The sequence below is a fragment of the Aquibium carbonis genome, from assembly GCF_003970795.1.
GTDB lineage: Bacteria > Pseudomonadota > Alphaproteobacteria > Rhizobiales > Rhizobiaceae > Aquibium > Aquibium carbonis.
In genome coordinates, this window is record NZ_RWKW01000004.1 from 17,460 (window position 1) to 36,728 (window position 19,269).

Annotated in this window: 18 protein-coding genes; 13 read left to right on the plus strand and 5 right to left on the minus strand. The window is 67.4% G+C overall.

The annotated features are described in order from the left end of the window. Positions 1-20 precede the first annotated feature (20 nt). Positions 21-743 (minus strand): GntR family transcriptional regulator, encoded by a 723-nt coding sequence (locus EJC49_RS01835; protein WP_126697756.1) that lies wholly within the window; start codon positions 741-743, stop codon positions 21-23. Between the two features lie 92 nt (positions 744-835). Between EJC49_RS01835 and EJC49_RS01840 the strand changes: the two genes are divergently transcribed. From EJC49_RS01840 to EJC49_RS01855, 4 genes are read left to right on the plus strand one after another with little or no spacing between them, the layout of a single operon-like run. Beyond that, complete coding sequence (locus EJC49_RS01840; RefSeq protein ID WP_126697757.1) at positions 836-1,870, plus strand: TRAP transporter substrate-binding protein; 1,035 nt, start codon at positions 836-838, stop codon at positions 1,868-1,870. Positions 1,871-1,911: 41 nt separating this feature from the next. Further along, complete coding sequence (locus EJC49_RS01845; protein ID WP_245453223.1) at positions 1,912-3,765, plus strand: TRAP transporter large permease; 1,854 nt, start codon at positions 1,912-1,914, stop codon at positions 3,763-3,765. A 22-nt stretch (positions 3,766-3,787) separates the two neighbouring features. Beyond that, positions 3,788-4,813, plus strand: a complete 1,026-nt coding sequence (locus tag EJC49_RS01850) for a Gfo/Idh/MocA family protein (protein ID WP_126697758.1) — start codon at positions 3,788-3,790, stop codon at positions 4,811-4,813. Continuing rightward, positions 4,810-5,835, plus strand: coding sequence for a Gfo/Idh/MocA family protein (locus tag EJC49_RS01855; protein WP_126697759.1), 1,026 nt, complete (start codon positions 4,810-4,812; stop codon positions 5,833-5,835). The genes EJC49_RS01850 and EJC49_RS01855 overlap by 4 nt, the downstream gene beginning before the upstream one ends. 12 nt (positions 5,836-5,847) lie before the next feature. Here EJC49_RS01855 and EJC49_RS01860 read toward each other — a convergent pair whose 3' ends face one another. Further along, positions 5,848-6,327: an Lrp/AsnC family transcriptional regulator gene (locus tag EJC49_RS01860; protein WP_126697760.1), complete on the minus strand. Its 480-nt coding sequence runs from the start codon at positions 6,325-6,327 to the stop codon at positions 5,848-5,850. A gap of 106 nt (positions 6,328-6,433) precedes the next feature. On the opposite strand from EJC49_RS01860, the gene EJC49_RS01865 reads away from it, so the two are divergent. Further along, positions 6,434-7,897 carry an aminotransferase class V-fold PLP-dependent enzyme gene (locus EJC49_RS01865; protein ID WP_126697761.1) on the plus strand — a complete coding sequence of 488 codons (1,464 nt, stop codon included), beginning with the start codon at positions 6,434-6,436 and terminating at the stop codon, positions 7,895-7,897. 20 nt (positions 7,898-7,917) lie between these two features. Here EJC49_RS01865 and EJC49_RS01870 read toward each other — a convergent pair whose 3' ends face one another. From EJC49_RS01870 to EJC49_RS01880, 3 genes are read right to left on the minus strand one after another with little or no spacing between them, the layout of a single operon-like run. Beyond that, positions 7,918-8,673: a GntR family transcriptional regulator gene (locus EJC49_RS01870; RefSeq protein WP_245453224.1), complete on the minus strand. Its 756-nt coding sequence runs from the start codon at positions 8,671-8,673 to the stop codon at positions 7,918-7,920. After that, positions 8,670-9,830: an acetylornithine deacetylase gene (gene argE / locus EJC49_RS01875; RefSeq protein WP_126697762.1), complete on the minus strand. Its 1,161-nt coding sequence runs from the start codon at positions 9,828-9,830 to the stop codon at positions 8,670-8,672. Before argE ends, EJC49_RS01870 begins: the two co-directional genes overlap by 4 nt. 7 nt (positions 9,831-9,837) lie before the next feature. Continuing rightward, positions 9,838-11,022 (minus strand): M24 family metallopeptidase, encoded by a 1,185-nt coding sequence (locus EJC49_RS01880; protein WP_126697763.1) that lies wholly within the window; start codon positions 11,020-11,022, stop codon positions 9,838-9,840. A 207-nt stretch (positions 11,023-11,229) separates the two neighbouring features. Here EJC49_RS01880 and EJC49_RS01885 point away from each other — a divergent pair, with 207 nt between their 5' ends. The 8 genes from EJC49_RS01885 (at position 11,230) to EJC49_RS01920 (ending at position 19,248) form a co-directional block, all read left to right on the plus strand. After that, the gene (locus EJC49_RS01885; RefSeq protein ID WP_126697764.1) at positions 11,230-12,075 is read left to right on the plus strand and encodes a transporter substrate-binding domain-containing protein; all 846 of its coding nucleotides are present in this window, start codon (positions 11,230-11,232) and stop codon (positions 12,073-12,075) included. Between the two features lie 107 nt (positions 12,076-12,182). Next, entirely contained in the window at positions 12,183-12,848 is a 666-nt protein-coding gene (gene ehuC, locus EJC49_RS01890; protein WP_126697765.1) for an ectoine/hydroxyectoine ABC transporter permease subunit EhuC, read from the plus strand. Positions 12,849-12,851: 3 nt separating this feature from the next. After that, positions 12,852-13,520, plus strand: coding sequence for an ectoine/hydroxyectoine ABC transporter permease subunit EhuD (ehuD, locus tag EJC49_RS01895; RefSeq protein ID WP_126697766.1), 669 nt, complete (start codon positions 12,852-12,854; stop codon positions 13,518-13,520). Between the two features lie 56 nt (positions 13,521-13,576). Next, positions 13,577-14,341: an ectoine/hydroxyectoine ABC transporter ATP-binding protein EhuA gene (gene ehuA / locus EJC49_RS01900; protein WP_170314572.1), complete on the plus strand. Its 765-nt coding sequence runs from the start codon at positions 13,577-13,579 to the stop codon at positions 14,339-14,341. Then, entirely contained in the window at positions 14,338-15,345 is a 1,008-nt protein-coding gene (eutB, locus tag EJC49_RS01905) for a hydroxyectoine utilization dehydratase EutB (RefSeq protein ID WP_126697768.1), read from the plus strand. Before ehuA ends, eutB begins: the two co-directional genes overlap by 4 nt. Beyond that, the gene (locus tag EJC49_RS01910; RefSeq protein ID WP_126697769.1) at positions 15,335-16,327 is read left to right on the plus strand and encodes a cyclodeaminase; all 993 of its coding nucleotides are present in this window, start codon (positions 15,335-15,337) and stop codon (positions 16,325-16,327) included. Before eutB ends, EJC49_RS01910 begins: the two co-directional genes overlap by 11 nt. Positions 16,328-16,409: 82 nt before the next feature. After that, entirely contained in the window at positions 16,410-17,780 is a 1,371-nt protein-coding gene (locus EJC49_RS01915; RefSeq protein ID WP_126697770.1) for an aspartate aminotransferase family protein, read from the plus strand. Between the two features lie 232 nt (positions 17,781-18,012). Beyond that, a complete protein-coding gene (locus EJC49_RS01920) occupies positions 18,013-19,248 on the plus strand; it encodes an NAD(P)/FAD-dependent oxidoreductase (RefSeq protein ID WP_210211737.1) in 1,236 nt (411 codons plus the stop codon). Positions 19,249-19,269: the final 21 nt, after the last annotated feature.

Below are 19,269 nucleotides of genomic sequence, written 5' to 3' on the forward strand. Positions count from 1 at the left end.
TCGGCTCCCGCTGGCTTGCGTCAGGCGTCGGTCGGCACGAGGGCGTGAGAGTGCTCGGGCAGGACGGTATCGGAAAAGAGCTCGGGATGCGCGGCGGCGATGTGCGGCAAGGCGATCAGGATTTCGCGCAGGTGCCGCCGCATCGACCTCTCGGCACCCTGCGGATCCTGCGCCTCGAGCCGGTCGACGATGTCCCGGTGCTGGCTGATGAGAAGCGGCATGGGCGACGCGTTGGACAGGCTGAGATAGCGGATGCGGTCCGTCTGGATGCGCGCGCCTTCCACGACGCGCCAGGCATAGTCGCAGTCGACGATGTCGGCGATGGCGCGGTGAAAGGCCTCGTCGCATTCGTTGAAGCGCCAATAGTCGTCGGCCGCCGCCGCCCGCTCCTGGTCGGCGATGTTGTCGCGCAAGGCCTCGATCTGGCCGGCGTTGGCCAGGGACCCCGCATGACGGGCGATGTCGGCCTCGATCGCCTCGCGCACGAAGCGGGCGTTCGCCACGGCGCGCACCGAAATCTTCATGACGAAGGTTCCGCGGCTGGGCCTGATCTCGACCAGACCCGCTTCCGACAGCTTGATGAAGGCCTCCCGCACCGGCTGGCGGCTGACACCGAAGCGCAGGGCAATATCCTTTTCCGAGAGCGCTTCCCCCGGACGCAGCCGCAGGTCGGCGATGCTCTGGCGCAGGGCCGCGATCAGTTGCGGGGCGAGTGGGTCGGTCTGGCGGAGGCCGGCTGGCATCGCAAACGAAGCCTTGTCATCGGATGGCGAGACTGTATCATACCGGTATGGTGCCATACCGCAACGGGTCCGGCGCCGATGGGAGGAAAAACATGACACGCAGACAAGGATCGGGCTTTCACTTGACCCGTCGCACCTTCGTGGCGACGGGCGCAGCCGCACTCGCCATGCCGGCGGTGCTGACCAGTGCGCGCGCGCAGCAGAAATTCGTGGCCAAGATTGCCCACACAGAGGCGATCGGGTCGCCCCTGACCAATGCCTTCGAGGCCTGGACCAAGACGCTCAACGAGAAGAGCGAAGGCCGCATCGAGGCGCAGCATTTTCCGGCCGGACAGCTCGGCAAGCTCGGCGAACTGCTGGAAGGCAGCCGCATCGGCACCATCCAGGTGACGACCGCCGGCCCGGATTCCGAGGAAGCGATCGCGCCGGAAATCGCCGCCTTCGGCGGGGCGCCCGGCTTCATCTACAAGGACGAAGCCCATGTCGACGCCGTCCTGCAGGGACCGCTTGGCGAGGAAGCCTCGCAGATCGCCCGCGCCAAGACCGGCGTCGAGTTCGTGGCCTATGGCGAAACCGGCTTCCGCCATGTCCTGTCGAAATCACCGGTGACCGACCTCGCCACGCTCAAGGGGCTGAAGATCCGCGTTCCCGAACTGCGCATCTGGGTCGACTTCTGGAAGCTGCTCGACGCCAACCCCACGCCGCTTCCCTACACGGAGCAGTATTCGGCGCTGTCGACCGGCATCATCGACGGGCTGGATTCCGATCTCTACTCGATCATCGGCTTCAAGTGGCACGAGCAGGCGAAGAACCTGACCATGACGTATCACTGGTTCCTGCCCAAGGCCGTGCGCGTCAACGCCGCCTGGCTGGACTCCATGCCCGCCGATCTTCAGGAACTGGTGCGCACGTCGGCCAAGGAACACTTCGCCGAACAGCGCCAGATCAACCGCGCCAACACGCAGAAGGCGCTGGAAGAGCTGAAGGGTCTCGGCGTGCAGGTGAACACGCTGTCGGACGAGCAGCGCGCCGAATGGGCCAAGCTGACCGAGCCGCTGTTTGCCGACTTCGGATCGAAGAGCCCTGAAACGCAGGCGATGATCGACAAGATCCGCGCCCTCGGCTGAACGCAGGCAGCCAGGGCCGACGAAGGGTAGGAGCCGTCCAGTTGGTTTCGCAAGACCAAGCCGCCGCGCCGACAGGCGCGGCGCAGCGCGCCCTCGCCGTCTTCGACGCGGCCCTCGAAGCTGCGGCCGTCCTGGCGATGCTGGCCTCGGCCTGCATCGCCAGCCTGCAGGTGTTCTACCGATACGTGCTGGAATCCGCGCTTCCCTGGCCGGAGGAGGTTGCGCTCTGGGCGTTTTCCTGGGGCGTGTTCCTCGGCACGGCCGTGCTCGTCGGCCGCAACGGCCATATCGCGATCGATCTCCTGTCGCGCTTCCTGCCGGCGCGGGCCAAGGCCTGGCATTCGTTCTTCACGGCCACCGTCGTCTCGGCCGCCTCGATCATGCTGGTCATCCACGGCTACGACTACATGACGCGCACCATGGCCGTTTCGCCGGCCATGCAGTGGCCGATCCGCTATCTGTTCCTCGCGGTGCCGGTGGGCGGCATCCTCAACCTGTTCTACGTGCTGCGGCGCGCCGGTCCGCCCTGGCTCGGCCTCGCGACGGTCGTCGCGGGAGGCCTGCTCTATCTCGCCGTCCGCCATGCCGCGCCGCTGCTCTATGGCGAAAGCAGCAGCGCGGCCGTGCTCATGCTCGTCGGGCTGGCGCTCATCCTGCTCGAGGTTCCGGTGGCCTTCGCACTGGTCTTCGGCGCCTTCGCGGCCTTTTCGCCGCTCGGCGGGACGATGCTGCTGATCGTGTCGCAGAACCTCGCCTCGGCGCTGAACTCGTTCACGCTGCTCGCCATCCCCTTCTTCATCATGGCGGCGGCGGTGATGAACGCCGGCGGCATCACCGCCCGGCTGGTCGACCTCGCCACGCATCTCGTCGGCCACCTGCGCGGCGGGCTCGGCCAGGCCAACGTCGTCACCAACACGCTGCTGGCCGGCGTGTCGGGCTCGTCCTCGGCCGATGCCTCGGCGATCGCCAAGCTGCTGGTTCCGGAGATGGAACGCAGAGGCTATGCCCGCGCCTTCTCCTGCGCGCTGACCAGCGCCGCCTCGACGCTGGCCAACCTCATTCCGCCAAGCCTCGGGCTCATCATCTACGCCGCGCTGGCCTCCGTTTCGGTCGGCGCGCTGTTCGTGGCCACCATCATCCCCGGCCTGATGGCGGCGGCGGCGCTGTCGATCGTGGTCTATCTCGTCTCGCGCCAGAAGGGCTATGGCGCCGACATTCCCCGCTCGACCGGACGCCAGCGCTTCATGGCGCTCGGCCATGCCGTGCCCGCCCTGCTGCTGCCGCTGGTGATCGTCGGCGGCGTGCGCTTCGGCGTGTTCACCGCCACCGAGGCGGGCGCGATGGCCTTCGCCTTCGCCATCTTCACCGGGGCGCTGATCTACCGGCAGCTGACGGCGCGCAGCTTCATCGCCGCCGTGCGCGAGGCGACGTTCGACACGGTGGCGGTCGCCATCATCATCGCCGCCGCCGCGCCCTTCGCCTGGATCCTCACCTTCGAGCAGGCGCCGCAGAAGATCGCCGCCGCGCTCGGCGCGCTGAGCGAGAACCCCTACGTGCTGCTGCTGCTCATCAACCTGTTCCTGCTGGTGATCGGGCTGTTCATGGAAATGATCGCCGCGCTCGTGATCCTGGTGCCGATCCTCGTGCCGATGATCGTGGCGGCCGGATACGATCCGGTGCAGTTCGGCATCGTTCTGGTCTTCAATCTCGTCATCGGCGCGCTGACGCCGCCGCTCGGCATGCTGGTCTTCATCACCTCGCGGGTGGGACAGGCCGACATCGGCGCCGTCTTCAGAGCGGTGCTGCCCTTCCTCGGCGCGCTGCTGGTCGTGCTTCTCCTGATCACCTACGTTCCCGCCCTCAGCCTCGGGCCGCTGCGCTGGTTCGGCCCCTGACCGACGAACACGGATTTCTCGAATGAAGACACGCATCGCCATCATCGGTCTCGGCATGGCCGTCACGCCGCACGCCCGGGGTCTCGTCGATCTCGCCGACACGGTCGAGGTCGTCCATGCCTTCAGCCCGAGCGCGGAACGCCGGACGTCCTTCGCGGAACGCTTCCCCTTCCCGACCTGCGACCGTCTCGACACCATTCTGGGCGACGACCGGGTGGAGGCGGTCGCCGTCTTCACGCCGGCCAACACGCACCGCGACATCGCGCTGAAATGCGCGGCGGCGGGCAAGCACGTCCTGATGGAAAAGCCGCTCGACATCACCACCGCGCGGGCGGTCGAACTGGTCGAAGGCTGCCGCGCGGCCGGCGTGACGCTCGGGGTGGTTCTGCAGCATCGTTTCCGCCCGGCCGGCCAGACACTCGCAGAGCTGCTGGCCACCGGCGAACTCGGCGCGATCGTCGGCTGCTCCACCGTCATCCGCCTGTGGCGCCCGCAGGGCTATTATGACGAGCCCGGCCGCGGTTCGTTTGCGCGCGACGGCGGCGGCGTGCTGATCTCGCAAGGCATCCACACGCTCGACCTGATGCTGAGCCTGGCCGGACCGATCACCGAAGTGGCGGGCTTCGCCACCACCACGCCCGTGCACCGGATGGAGACCGAGGACATGGTCTGCGCCGCCGTGCGCTTCGCCAACGGCGCCTTCGGCACGATCGACGCCACCACCGCCGCCTATCCGGGCTTTCCCGAGCGCATCGAGCTGACCTGCGAGAAGGGCACGGCGGTGCTGGCCGGCACGTCGCTGACGGTGCAGTTCCAGGATGGCCGCCGCATCGACGTCGCGCCCGACGACAGCGCGGGCGGCACCGGCGCCGACCCGATGGCGTTCCCGCACGATTACCACCGCGCCGTCATGGCCGATTTCGTCGAGGCGATCCGCACCGGGCGCGAGCCGCGTGTCACCGGCGAGGAGGCGCTGAAGGTTCACCGTCTGATCGACGCGCTGATTGCGGCGGGATCGAGCGACAGGCGCGTGGCGGTCGAGCCATGACGTACACGCTCCGCTTCGCGGCGATCGGCCTCGACCATCGCCACATCTTCCACATGGTCGGCGAGCTGATCGCGCAGGGCGCGGTCTGCGCCGGCTACTGCCCGCTGACCAGCGACCCACGCGTGCTGGACGGTTTTCGCGAACGCTTTCCCGATCTCGCACCGGTGTCCCGCGACGCGCTGTTCGACGACCCGTCGATCGACGTCGTCGTCAGCGCCGCGATCCCGCGCGACCGCCCCGAAATCGCGATCCGCGCCATGCGCGCGGGAAAGGACGTGATGGTCGACAAGCCGGGCGCCACGACGCTCGACCAGGTCGAGGCGATCGAGCAGGTTGCCACCGAGACCGGGCGGATCTTCTCGATCTGCTTTTCGGAGCGCTTCGTCGTTCGCGCCTGCGAGGCCGCGAGCCGCCTCGTCGCGACGGGCGAGATCGGACGCGTGGTGCAGACCGTCGGGCTTGGCCCCCACCGGCTCAACCGGGCGATCCGGCCGGCCTGGTTCTTCGAGCGCGCCGCCCATGGCGGCATCCTCGTCGACATCGCCTCGCACCAGATCGACCAGTTCCTGTTCTACACCGGCGCGCGCGACGCCGAGATCGTTTCCAGCGCGGTCGCCAACCACGCGCTGCCCGACATTCCCGATTTCGAGGATTATGGCGAGATCCTGCTGCGCTCCGCGTCGGCCTCCGGCTTCATCCGGGTCGACTGGTTCACCCCCGACGGGCTGGACGCCTGGGGTGACGGGCGTCTCGTGATCCTCGGCACGGACGGCTATATCGAGCTGCGCAAGTATATCGACATCGCCGGGCGACCGGGCGGCGACCACCTCTTCCTGGCGAATGCCAGCGGCACCCGGCACATCGACGCCGGGCATGAGCCGCTGACCTATTTCCGCAATTTCCTCGCCGACGTCCGCGACCGAACGGCGACGGCCATGCCCGACGGCCACGCCCTGACGGTGACCAGGCTCGCCCTCAAGGCGCAAGGCTCGGCGGCGCGGATCGTGCGCGCCGGGGCCTGATCGACTCGCGCGTCAGATCCTCGTCAGGTCGACCGGGCGGTTCTGCACCATCGCTTCCATGGAAAAGAAGCCCGTGACGGTCGCAAGCTCGAAATCCGTCGTCAGTTTCTGGTAGAAGGCGTCGTATCCCGACATGCCGCGCGTCACGACCTTGATCAGGTAGTCCCAGTCACCGCCGATCCGGTAGAAGTCGATCACCTCCGGCAGCCGCTCGACATGGGCGCGGAACGCAACCGACCAGTCCTTCGAATGATGACGGGTGCGGATCATCACGAACACCGTCAGGTCCAGCCCCAGCGCGGCCAGGTCGATCGAGCTGCCCACGCCTTTGATGATCCCGCTCTGCTGCAAGCGCTGCAGGCGCCGCCAGCACGCGTTCTGGGACAGTCCGACGCGCTCGGCGAGGTCGCGCTGCGAGATCGCGCCGTCGCGCTGCAGCACTGTGAGAATGTTCAGATCAATTCGATCGATTTTCGCACCTGATGCGATCATTTGAACGATTTCCTGCAATTTCCAGGGTCGAATAGGTGAAGATTCACCGCCCCAGGAAGGACTATGATCCACCACGGATACATGTTTCGTTCAAGAGGAAGTACCGATGCCCGCCGCCCACAGCCTCGATGCGCCGCTGCTGACGCAATTTGCGACGGATCTCGACCCGGGCGACGTCGTGGCGGCGCTTCGCGGCGGGCTGATCGGCGAGGACGCGATGCTCGACGGTCCCTTCGGCCGCCAGCCGCTGGTCTACGCGGACTACGCCGCCTCGGGGCGGGCGCTCATGCAGGTGGAGCGCTTCATCCTCGAAAAGGTGCTGCCCTACTATGCCAACAGCCACACGGAAGCCTCGTTCTGCGGCAGCTACGTCACCAGGCTGCGGCGGGAGGCGCGCGCCGCGATCGGGCGATGCTGCAGCGCCGGCGACGACCACGCCGTGATTTTCGCGGGTTCCGGCGCGACGGCGGGCATCAATCGTCTCGTCAACCTGTTCGGGATCACCCAGGCGGTGGCGTCCGGCGCGGGCGCGCGGGTGATCATCGGACCCTACGAGCACCATTCCAACATCCTCGCCTGGCGCGAGAGCGGCGCCGAGATCATCGAGATCGCCGAGGGCCTGTCGGGCGGCCCGGACATGTCCGCGCTCGACGCCGCGCTCGCGCTCCCGACTCCGGCGGGACCGCTCGTCTGCTCCTTTTCGGCCGCCTCGAACGTCACCGGCATCATGGCCGACGTCTGCAACATCACGCGCCGGGCAAAGGCCGGGGGCGCGAAGATGATCTGGGACTATGCCGGCGGCGGCGCCTACATGCCGATCTCGATGAACCCGGAACCGGGCGCGGAGATCGACGCGATCGTCGTGTCCACGCACAAGTTCATCGGCGGGCCCGGCGCGTCGGGCGTTCTCGTCGTCCGGCGCGACGCCGTCGTGGCGGATCGCCCCACCTGGCCCGGCGGCGGCACGGTGCGTTTCGTGTCGCCCACCGCGCACGACTATTCCGCGAAGGTGGAGACGCGGGAGGAAGCCGGGACGCCGAACGTGATCGGCGACATCCGCGCCGCGCTGGCCTTCCTGGTGAAGGAAGCCCTCGGCGTGGACCGGATCGCGCGGCGCAATTCGGACAACGTCGATCGCGCGATCGCGGAATGGGAGAATGTCGAAAACCTCGAACTGCTCGGATCGCTGACGGCGGAGCGGCTGCCCATCTTTTCCTTCCGGATCCGCGACGGACAGGGCGGCTACGTGCACCATCAACTGGTCACGCGCATCCTCAGCGATCGGTTCGGCATCCAGGCGCGGGGCGGATGCGCCTGCGCCGGACCCTATGTCCATCGCCTGCTGGGCATCGGCGACGACGAATCGGACCGCATCCGCGACGACATCCTCGCCGGTCGCGAACTGGAGAAGCCCGGTTTCTGCCGGCTCAACTTCAGCGCCCTGATGAGCGATGCCAAGGTCGGCTACATCCTCGATGCGGTGAAGCAGCTGGCCGGCGGCGCCGCCGCCTTCGCCCCCTGCTACGAGGGCGATCCGAGCAACGCGATCTTCATGTCGAAGGTGGCCTGACCGGATCGGTGCGCCGCGCTTCAGGTCGCGGGGCGCGCGACCGGCGACTGTCGCGACGACTGGGCGCGCAGCCGGGCGAAGCTCATGGCGATGTGCGCGCGCCGGATGTGACCGACGGACACGAGGTCGCCGATTTCGATGGCGGCCACGATGTCGGACACCTCGCGATGGAAGATCCCGATTTCCTCGTGCAGAACCTGGCTGTACCGATCGAAGGTCGAGGCGGTCTTCAGCCAGATCCGCGTGGTCTGGTAGTAGAGCTGCTCGGAAATCTCGCGCAGCGGCTCGTTCGCCGTCAGCCCGTTCAGAAGATGAAAGAAATCCATGTTGAGGCGCGAAAACGCACGCGGTTCGGGCTTCACCACCAGGATCGCGCACCGGGATAGCGCGTTGCGGAACGCCTGAAGCCTGGCCGCGTCCGGCGCCACCGGCGCAAGCTTGCCGATCAGTTCGGCGAGCTCGACGCGCAGCTGATAAACCTGTTCCAGTTCGTGGATGTCGATGTCGGTCACGATGGTGCCGACGCCATGGACCGAGCGCAACAGGCCTTCGGCCTCGAGCTTGACCAGCACCCGGCGGATCGGCGTGCGCGAAACCTTGAACTCGGCGGCGAGGTCCTCTTCGCGCAACCGCTCGAGAGGCTGGTACTCGAGCAGGCAGATTCGCATGCGCAAGGTGTCGTAGATGCGGTCGAAGCGTCCGCGTGCACCTTCGTCCGTCGCCGGAGCGCGGACTTCGGCGCCGCCTTCCCCCGTTCTGCGTGTCGTTTCCATCATCTTGCCAGCATGCCGCCCAACCCGTCGAGCATTTTCAGGCAAGCCGACAACTGGTCAAGCCCGACATATTCATCGGGCTTGTGGGCCTGTTCGATCGACCCGGGTCCGCACACCACAACCGACAGGCCCAAGGCCTGGAAAAGGCCGGCTTCGGTGCCGAAAGCCACGACGTCGGCCTCACTCTGGCCCGTCAGTGCAAAGACGATATCGCGCGCCTCGGATTCGTCTGCCACGGCAAGCCCGGCGATTTCGCCCACGGTGTGCGTTACGATGTCGGCCTGCGGGGAGACGGCGCGCATGGCCGGCTTCAGGTCGTGTTCGACATAGGCGCCGATCTGCGCCTTGACGAAGTCGGCGTCGCTGCGCTGGACCGGCCGCATCTCCCAGTCGACCGTACAATGGCCGGCGATGACGTTGTGGGCGACGCCGCCCGAAACACGGCCGACCTGCAGCGTGGTCCAGGGCGGCGTGTATCGGCTCCCCGCCGGCGCCCGTCCGACCAGCGTCTCACGGAGTTCCAGCAGCCGGCCGATGTAGCGCGCGGCGTATTCCACGGCGTTGACGCCGAGCTCCGGCCGGGAGCCATGGCCTTCCAGCCCGGCGAACTCGGTGGTGTATTCATGGCAGCCCTTGTGTCCCTCGATGACGCGCATGGAGGTCGGCTCACCGATGATCGCCACGGCCGGCCGGATGCCCATGCGCTCGATCTCGGCCACCAGCGTGCGCGCGCCCATGCAGCCCACCTCCTCGTCATGCGTCAGGGCGACGTGCAGGGGGCGCTTCAGGTCCAGCGATCCGAAATGCGGCGCCATCGCCAGGACGCAGGCGATGAAACCCTTCATGTCGCAGGCGCCGCGACCATGAAGCCGCCCGTCGCGCTCGGTCATGACGAAGGGGTCGCTCGTCCACTCCTGGCCCGCCACCGGAACGACGTCGGAGTGCCCCGACAGCACGATGCCGCCATCGCCCGCCGGTCCGAGCGTCGCGAAGAGATTGGCCTTGGTTCCGGTCTCGTCGCGCGTGAAGGACAGCGTCGCACCTGCACTCGAAAGCAGGTCGGCAGCATAGGTGATCAGTTCCAGATTGCTGTCGGAAGAGACGGTGGGAAAGGCGATCAGCTCGCCGAGGATGCCGCGCGTGCGCGCCAGACGCTCCATGGCGGGCTCAGTTCTTCACGAAGAGCTTGCGGGGACGGTTGCACAGGCACTCCGCGGCGCCATCCTCCCGGATCAGGATGCTCTCGGTGATCTCCAGGCCCCAGTCGCTCATCCAGAGACCCGGCATGAAGTGGAACGTCATGCCCGGTTCCAGGATCGTGTCGTCCTCGCGGCGGAAGGAGATGGTGCGCTCGCCCCAGTCCGGCGGATAGGAGATGCCGATCGGATAGCCGCAACGCCCCTCCCGCTCGATGCCGGCGCGTTCGAGCGACCGGTAGAGCGCATCGGCCACGTCGCCCGCGCGATTGCCGGGGCGCGCGGCTTCCAGCCCCGCCTCCAGGCCTTCCGCCAGCGCCTTTTCCGCTTCCAGCATGTGGGCCGGCGGCGTGCCGAGGAAAACCGTGCGGCAGAACGGCACGTGATAGCGGCGGTAGCAGCCGGCGATCTCGAAGAAGGTCGCGGTGCCCTCCTCGAAGCGGCGGCCGTCCCAGGTCAGATGCGGCGCGGCGGCATCCGATCCGCTCGGCAGCAGCGGGACGATGGCCGGATACTCGCCCCAGTCGTCGTCGACGCCACGGATGGCGTCGCCGTAGATCTCGGCCACGAGGTCGTTCTTCTTCAGCCCCGGCTCGACCCGCTGCATGATGCCGTCGACGATCTTCTCGGAGATCCGCGCGGCGCGGCGCATGAAGACGATCTCCTCGTTTGACTTGACGGTGCGCTGCCAGTTCACCAGCGCCGTCGCGTCGATCAGGTCGGCTTCGGGCAGTTCGTCCTTCAGCACGAGATAGGCCTTCGCCGAGAAATAGTAGTTCTCCAGCTCGAGGCCGATGCGCCGACGGCCATAGCCATGCTCGCGCAGCAGCGCGGCGAGCGTTTCCATCGGGTGCAGCGTCGGCGACTGGATGTAGCGGTCGGCATAGCTCGCCACCCGCTCGTCGGCCATCCAGACCGTCCTGACGGCGCCATTGGCGTCCTGGCTGCGGCCCCACCAGACCGGATCCTGGTCGTGGAAGACGATGACGCCCTGATGCACGTAGAAGGACCAGCCGTCATAGCCGGTCAGCCAGGCCATGTTGGACGGGTCCTCGATGAAGAGCACGTCGATCTCGCGCAAGGCCATCGCGGCCCGCACCTTGGCCAGGCGGCGCCCATACTCGGCCGCGCTGAATGGCAACTGACTTGCAGGCATGCGTCCTCCTGGCGCCGCGCGGGGAGCCCACGCGAGCGGCATTTGCTGTAATGTGTACATCTATCCAGATTTTCAGACGCGAAGGAAGAGGCTTCCGCAGCGTAGCGGCGCAAATTGCGTTGACAGCTGCCCGCTATGGTATGATGTTGTGCACAACGAAGTCTGACATCCGGTTTCTCACATCCAAAAACCAAGGGAACAAATGCCATGACACGCACCGTGATGAAAACCCTGCTCGCCGGCATCGCCGCCGTGACGATGGGCGCCTCCATCGCTCAGGCCGGGCCGCTGATGGACAGGATCGAGGCCGGACAGCCGATCCGAATCGGCTTCGCCAACGAGATTCCCTTCGCCTATCCGGGCGACGACGGCAGCCCGAGAGGCTTCGTCAACGCCCATACGCTCGGCGTGCTCGAGGCAATGGGCCACACCAACATCGAAGCGGTGCAGACCGAATGGGGCGGCCTGATCCCGGGTCTCAATGCGGGCCGCTTCGACATCGTCACCGGCGGCATGAACATCCTGGCCAGCCGCTGCGAGAACATCGCCTTCTCCGAGCCCATGGCCAAGGTCGGCGACGCCTTCATCGTGGCGCCCGGGAATCCGAAGAACATCGGCAACTACGAAAGCGTGGCCGAAAGCGGCGCGATCATGGTGACGGGCGCGGGCTACTCCAACATCGAGGCGGCGAGGGCCGCGGGCGTCGCCGACAGCAACATCATGCAGGTTCCCGGACCGACCGAGATCCTCGCCGCCGTCCGGGCCGGACGCGCCGACGCCGGGGGCGGCACCTACTTCACCGTCCGGCAGCTGGCCGACAGTTCCGGCGGCGCGGTGGAGGTCACCGACCCCAGCGCCATGCCCGAGGACGCCGTCAACTGGGCGGGCATCGGCTTCCGCAAGGACGACACGGATTTCCTGGCCAGGTTCAACGAGGCGCAGAAGGCCTATCTCGGTTCGCCGGACATGCTCGAAGCGGTCGCCGAATACGGTTATGATGAAGGCTCGCTGCCCGGCGACCGGACGACCGAATGGGTCTGCGCCAACCGCTGATCCCGAAGCGAGGCGGACCGGGCAACCGGTCCGCCGCCCTTCGCCGCCGGCCGCCGGGAACGCCTGCGTCCTGCCTTCGTGGCCATGAGGGGAACGTCTGAGCGGCCATGTCCTACGTCGAATTCCTCTCCCAGTATGGCGACCGGATTCTCAGCGGCACGCTGGTGACCATGGTGCTGACCGTCCTCGCCGCGGCTCTGGCGGTGGCGATCGCGCTGGCTGCCGGACTGATGCGACTGGCGCCGAACGTTCTCGTGCGCGGGACCGCGACCGTCTACATCGAGATCTTTCGCGGCACCTCGCTGCTGGTGCAGCTCTACTGGATCTTCTTCGTGCTGCCGCTGTTCGGCATCACGCTGGAGAAGTTCACCGCCGGTTTCGTCGCCGTCGGGATGAACCTCGGCGCCTACGGCGCGGAGGTGGTGCGCGGGGCCATCCTGTCGGTGCCGAAGGGCCAGTGGGAGGCGGCGCTGGCGATCAACATGTCGCCCGCCACGCGCATGCGCCGCGTGATCCTGCCGCAGGCGCTGCTGATCATGCTGCCGGCCTGGGGCAACCTGCTGATCGAACTGCTGAAGGGCACGGCGCTCGTCGCGCTGATCGCCGTCGCCGACCTGATGTTCCAGGTCAAGCAGATCAACGGCACCACGTTCCTGTCGGCAGAGACCTTCGGGACGGCGCTGATCATCTACTACATCCTCGCACGCTTCATGATCACGCCCTTCATGCGCTGGCTCGAGCGGTTCATGCTGCGCAAGGTGGGGAGGGTCTGAGCCATGTTCGACTGGCGCTGGGACTTCACCTGGCAGATCCTGCCCCGCCTCGTCATCGCGACCGGCAACACCTTGATGGCGGCGGGATTCGGCTATGCCATCGCCGTGGTGCTCGGCCTCGTCTTCGCCCTGGCGCAGAGGACGCCCTCCCGCACGCTGACATTCGTGGTGCGGGAAGCGGTCGAATTCATCCGCTCGACGCCGCTCGTCCTGCAGATCTTCTTCGTCTTCTATGTCGGCCCGCAATTCGGGCTGAGGCTGTCGCCCTGGACGGCCGGGATGATCGCGATCGGCCTGCACTACGCGGCCTATCTGTCGGAGGTCTATCGCGGCGGACTGGACAGCGTCCCCAAGGGCCAGTGGGAAGCGGCGACCTCGCTCAACCTGTCGACGACACGAACCTATTTCCGCGTCATCATTCCCCAGGCCCTGCCGCCGTCGCTGGCCGGCATGGGCAACTATCTGGTGGGCATCTTCAAGGACACGCCGATGCTGTCGGTCATCGGCGTGGCCGAACTGATGCACACCGCCACCGCGATCGGCTCGGAAACCTATCGCTATCTCGAGCCCTACACGCTGGTCGGGCTGATCTTTCTGGCAATCTCGCTGCCCACCGCCGCCGGCATTCGTGTCTTCGAGCGCTGGGTTCGCAGGAAACTGGGATTGAGCTGATGACCGACGAAGACCTTTCCGGTTTCCCCCTCGCGCTCGAGGGTCCCGACGTGCCGATGGTGAGCTTCAGGACGGTCACCAAGCGGTATGGCGAGCTCGTGGTGCTCGACGCTCTCAATCTCGACGTCGCCGAAGGCGAGATGGTCACCGTCATCGGCCCCTCCGGGTCCGGAAAGACGACCGTGCTCCGGATGCTGATGACGCTGGAGACGATCAATGGCGGCGTCATCTATGTCGATGGCAAGCCTCTCACCCACATGCCCCGCAACGGCAGGCTGGTGCGCGCCGACAGCCGCCACCTGCGCCAGATGCGGTCCAACATCGGCATGTGCTTCCAGCACTTCAACCTGTTCCCGCACATGACGGCGCTGGAAAACTGCATGGAAGGGCCGGTGCACGTGCTGGGCATCCCGAAGGCGGAAGCCCGCGCGCGATCCGAGGAGCTGCTCGACATGGTCGGCATGGCCGACAAGCGCGACCAGCATCCGTCCCGGCTGTCCGGAGGCCAGCAGCAGCGCGTTGCGATTGCCCGGGCGCTCGCCATGCGGCCCAAGGTGATGCTGTTCGACGAGGTGACGTCGGCGCTGGATCCCGAGGTCATCGGCGAGGTGACCAACGTGATCCGGCGGCTGGTGGCCGAGCACAACCTGACCATGCTGATGGTCACCCACCAGATGGGCTTCGCCAAGGACATTTCCGATCGCGTCTGCTTCTTCTACGGCGGCCGGATCGAAGAGCAGGGCGCGCCCGACGAGCTGTTCGGAAACCCGCAGAAGGAACGCACGCAGCAGTTCCTGAGCGCGGTGAAGGAGGCCAATTGAGCCTCTCGCTCGCCGACATCCTCGCCGCCGCGCGGACCATCCGCGACCTGGCTGTTCGAACGCCGCTGGTGCCATCCCCTCATCTGGCGCGGCTGGCCGGGCACGATTTCCTGGTGAAGCTCGAGAACACCCAGCCCATCGGCGCCTTCAAGCTGCGCGGCGCGGCAAACGCGATCCTCAACCTGCCGGCCGACGTCGGCGGCGTGACCTGCTGCTCGACCGGCAACCATGGCCGTGGCGTCGCCTATGCGGCCCGCGCCCGCGGCATGAAGGCGGTGATCTGCATGTCGGCGCTGGTGCCGCAGGCCAAGATCGACGGCATTCGCGCGCTCGGCGCCGAGGTCCGCATCGTCGGGCGAAGCCAGGACGACGCGCTGGCCGAGAGCCGGCGCATCGCCGAGGAAGACGGCTTGGTCGAGATCTCGCCCTTCGACGATCCCCTGGTGATCGCCGGCCAGGGCACGATCGGACTGGAGCTGATGCAGGACCGGCCCGACCTCGACATGGTGCTGGTGCCGCTGTCGGGCGGCGGGCTTGCGGCCGGGGTGGCCCTGGCAGTCAAGACCATCCAGCCGTCCGTCCGCGTCATCGGCGTCTCGATGGACCGGGGCGCGGCGATGGACGCCTCGATCCGCGCCGGGCGGCCGGTCGAGGTCGAGGAAGTGGCAAGCCTCGCCGACTCGCTCGGCGGCGGCATCGGCCTCGACAACCGGCTGTCCTTCCCGCTTTGCCGCGACCTGCTCGACGACGTGGTTCTCGTCACGGAGGACGAGATCTACCGCGCCCTTCAGACCCTCTTCTACGAAGACCGCATGGTGGCCGAAGGCGCCTGCGTGGTGGGGATCGCCGCCCTGCAGGCCGGCAAGCTTCCCGTCCCGAAGGGGCCGATCGCCACCATCATCACGGGCCGCAACGTCGACATGACGGTGTTCCACCGCATCATGGCCGGTCAGGATGTCTCACTCGGCGACCTGACGCTGAAAGGACAAGCCTATGGCGCATGACGTAACGATCCTGACCGAGGCCGACCTGCGGCACATCGTGTCGCTCGACCTTCAGTCGGTCGATGTCGTGGAGAGGGCCTTCGCCGCCCTGGCCGGAGGGCAGGTCGTCATGCCGCCGATCCTGTCGATGGCCATTCCGGACGCGCATGGCGAGGTGGACGTGAAGACCGCCTATCTGCCGGGGTTCGACGGTTTCGCCATCAAGGTCAGCCCCGGCTTCTTCGACAATCCGAAGATCGGCCTGCCCAGCCTGAACGGGCTGATGATCCTGTTCTCGGCCAAGACGGGCCTGGTGCAGGCGCTGCTTCTGGACAATGGCTACCTGACGGACGTCCGCGCCGCCGCCGCCGGCGCCGTGGCGGCCAGGCACCTGGCGCCGGCCGACACGCACACGGCGGGCGTCATCGGGACCGGTGTCCAGGCGCGGCTGCAGATCGCGGCGGCCCTGTTGGTGCAGCCGATCCGCCGCGTTCTGGTGTGGGGACGCGACCACGACAAGGCGGCGGCCTGCGCGCGCGACATCGCGAGCCGCCATGGCGTCGAAGCGGTTGCCATGCGGGATCCCGCGCGGCTGGTCGCAGACAGCCAGCTCGTCGTGACCACGACGCCCGCCGCCGAACCGGTGCTGAAGGCCGAATGGCTGCATCCGGGCCTGCACGTCACCGCGATGGGTTCGGACCAGGCCGGCAAGAACGAGATCGAGCCGGCGGCGCTCGCTGCAGCCGACCTTTATGTCTGCGACCGGGTGAGCCAGTGCGAGACGCTCGGCGAGCTGCGCAGCGCCATCGCGGCCGGCCTGTGGCGCAAGGGCACGCCGCCCGAACTCGGCGCCATCGTCACAGGCTCGGCCCCTGGCCGAACGCGCGACGACCAGGTGACCCTTTGCGACCTGACCGGCACCGGGGCACAGGATACCGCCATCGCAACCTTCGCCGCCGAGCGGGCACGACAGGCAGGAGCGGGGTCGGTCATCTCGACCTGAACGATCGGCCGGGGCGCGGCAGGCGGACCTCGGCGACCTCCCACCCTTGCAGGTCGGGGGCACACATCACAGGAGACTCGTCATGCTGAAGAACGATCTGCTCGACCAGTGGGATCGGGACCATTTCTTCCACCCGTCCACCCATCTCGCCCAGCACGCGCGCGGCGAAAGCCCGAACCGCATCATCACCGGCGGCAAGGGCGTCCACATCGAGGACCGTGACGGCAACCGGTTGCTCGACGCCTTTGCCGGGCTCTATTGCGTCAATGTCGGCTATGGCCGCACCGAGATCGCGGAGGCGATCGCCGCGCAGGCGAAGGAACTCGCCTATTATCACGCCTATGTCGGCCACGGCACCGAAGCCTCGGTGACGCTGGCGAAGATGGTGCTCGAGCGCGCGCCGAAACACATGTCGAAGGTCTATTTCGGCCTCGGCGGATCGGATGCCAACGAAACCAACGTCAAGCTCGTCTGGTACTACAACAACATCCTCGGCCGGCCCGAGAAGAAGAAGATCATCTCGCGCTGGCGTGGATATCACGGCTCCGGCCTCGTCACGGGCTCGCTGACCGGGCTGAAGCTCTTCCACGACAAGTTCGATCTTCCGCTCGACCGGATCCTGCATACCGAGGCGCCCTACTACTTCCGCAGACCCGATCTCGCGATGAGCGAAGCCGACTTCGTCGCGCATTGCGTCGCGGCGCTGGAGGCGATGATCGATCGCGAGGGCGCCGACACGATCGCCGCCTTCATCGGCGAGCCGGTTCTGGGCACCGGCGGCATCGTGCCCCCGCCCGCCGGCTACTGGGCCGCGATCCAGGCGGTGCTCGACAGGCACGACATCCTCCTGATCGCCGACGAGGTGGTGACGGGGTTCGGCCGGCTGGGGTCGATGTTCGGATCGGACCACTACGGCATGACGCCGGACATCATCACCATCGCCAAGGGCCTGACCTCAGCCTACGCACCCCTGTCGGGGTCGATCTTCTCGGCGAAGGTCTGGGCCGTCCTTGAACGCGGCACAGACGAGAACGGGCCGATCGGCCATGGCTGGACCTATTCGGCGCATCCGATCGGCGCAGCGGCGGGCGTCGCCAACCTCAAGCTGATCGACTCGCTTAGCCTGGTGAAGAATGCCGGCGAGACCGGCGCCTACCTCAACGCGGCGATGAAATCCGCGCTCGGCGAACACGCTCGTGTCGGCGACGTCCGCGGCGAAGGCATGCTCTGCGCGGTCGAGTTCGTGGAGGACCGCGAAACGCGGCGCTTCTTCGACCCGGCGCGCAAGATCGGCCCGGCGGTGGCCGCGGCCCTGCTCAAGCGCGGGGTGATCGCGCGCGCGATGCCGCAAGGCGACATCCTGGGCTTTGCACCGCCGCTCTGCCTGACGCGCGCCGAGGTCGACGAGGTGGTCGGCAAGACGGCGGACGCGGTGGCGGAAGTGCTCGGCTGACATCACACCCGCCCGTCCACTCCGCCCGGAACGCTGAAGAGGTCGGGCTCCGGCCCGTCGTCGGTCCGCCGTCGTCATCGTCTTGACCCGCGCGCCCGAAAGCGCCAATCCCTAGCGGGAAAAATCCGGCAGGTGCGCGGGACGGACGGCATCGGTTCGACGGTCCCGTCTCACGTGAAACCTGCGGACGGGACACGGGCCATGCGCCCGCACGCACAGGGGAACTGCGTCGATGAGCTTGAAGCGTGTCGTCATCGCCGGCGCCGGCCAGGGCGGTTTCCAGGTTGCGGCCAGCCTGCGTCAGGACGGGTTCGACGGCGAGGTCCTGCTCTTCGGCGACGAGCCGGGGCTGCCCTACCAGCGTCCGCCGCTGTCCAAGGAGTACATCAAGACGGGCAATGCCGAGCGCCTGCTGTTTCGCAATGCCGATTTCTTCGACAAGAACGCCATCCGCTATCTCGACGGGCGGAGCCTGACGACGATCGACCGCGCCGACCGGACGGTCGAACTGGACGATGGCCAGACCCACGGTTTCGACCATCTGGTGCTGGCACTCGGCGCGCGCAACCGCCGCCTGCCGATCCCCGGCATGGATTTCGACGGCGTGATGCAGCTGCGCACGCTGGCCGATGCGGAGCGCATCCGCGCCGCCATCGCGCCCGGGCTGTCGCTCGTCGTCATCGGCGGCGGCTTCATCGGCCTCGAGATCGCGGCGACCGCGGCGGCGGCCGGAGCGCGCGTGACGGTGCTGGAGGCCACCGACCGGCTGATGTCGCGCGTCGTTTCACCGGCGATCTCGGCGCATTTCCTCGCCATGCATCAGGCTTGCGGGGTCGACGTCCGGCTGGGAACCATGGCGCGGGGGATCAGGGGCAACGATCGGGGACGCGCAGCGGCGGTGGAGATCGACGAGGGTGCGTCCATCGAGGCCGACATCGTGCTCGTCTCCGCCGGGATCGTGCCGAACGTCGAGATCGCCGAGGCAGCGGGGATCTATGTGCAGGACGGGATCAGGGTCAACGACCTGATGGAGACCTCCGATCCCCATATCTCGGCCATCGGCGATTGCGCCTCGTTTCCGTTCGGCCGGGACGGCATCCTGATCCGCCTCGAATCGGTCCAGAACGCCATCGACCAGGCGAAATGCGTCGTCCAGCGCCTGCTCGGCCATCCGGAGCCCTATGACAAGGTGCCATGGTTCTGGAGCGACCAGGCCGCCTTCAAGCTCCAGATCGCCGGGCTGACCGCCGGCGCCGACCACCAGGTGGCGCGCGCGTCGGACGACGGCGCCAAGCTGACCGTGCACTGCTTTCGGCAGGATACGCTGATCGGCGTCGAAACCGTGAACGCGCCAGCCGACCACATGATGGCGCGCAAACTGCTGGCGCTGCCGCAGGCCCCGACGCTCGGCGCCGTCGAGGCGAAGGATTTCGACCTCAAGGCGGTGTTCGCAGCAGCCCAGGCGTGAAGCAAATCGCGCGTATGTTAG